The following is a 488-nucleotide window of genomic DNA, read 5'->3' on the forward strand; positions in this document are numbered from 1 at the left end:
CAGCAGCAAAGATGTAAACGCATTCTGGGGTGGCAATGTCGCTTGGGTTGCTGAAGCAGCCACTGCAGCCAACGTAGACAAAGTTGACGGCAATATGCTGACTATCCGTGGTACTACCGAAGTAAACGGCAAACAAGAAGTGGTTGATCAAATCATTACCCGCTTCTGCGCATTGGACAAAGGCGCGAAAGCTGCCGCTAAACCTGCTGCTAAAAAAGTGAAAAAATAATCTTTTACCGACAGCTTTAAACGCTGGGTAAAATAAAACAGGCCGTCTGAAAAGTTTTCAGACGGCCTGTTCTTTTGAGCGGTTTAACCTAAGAACCAGAATTTCAATGCCCACAATACGGCGACAATCCATACCATAGGCGGTACGTCTTGGGTGCGGTTGCACAAGAGCTTGATGAGTGCGTAGCTGATAAAGCCGAACGCAATACCGTCGGCAATCGAGTAGGTAAACGGCATGAAGACGATGGTCAGGAATGCCG

The 488-nt window shown here is 47.7% G+C and carries 2 pseudogenes; one reads left to right on the forward strand and one right to left on the reverse strand.

The features are described 5' to 3' along the window. A pseudogene (locus tag ACTHUR_RS19340) lies at window positions 1–229 on the forward strand (hypothetical protein); the annotation flags it as partial. Window positions 230–312: 83 nt separating this feature from the next. Here ACTHUR_RS19340 and ACTHUR_RS19345 read toward each other — a convergent pair. Next, window positions 313–488, reverse strand: a pseudogene (locus ACTHUR_RS19345) (NCS2 family permease); the annotation flags it as partial.

The sequence above is a fragment of the Neisseria sp. P0021.S007 genome (genome assembly GCF_051956855.1).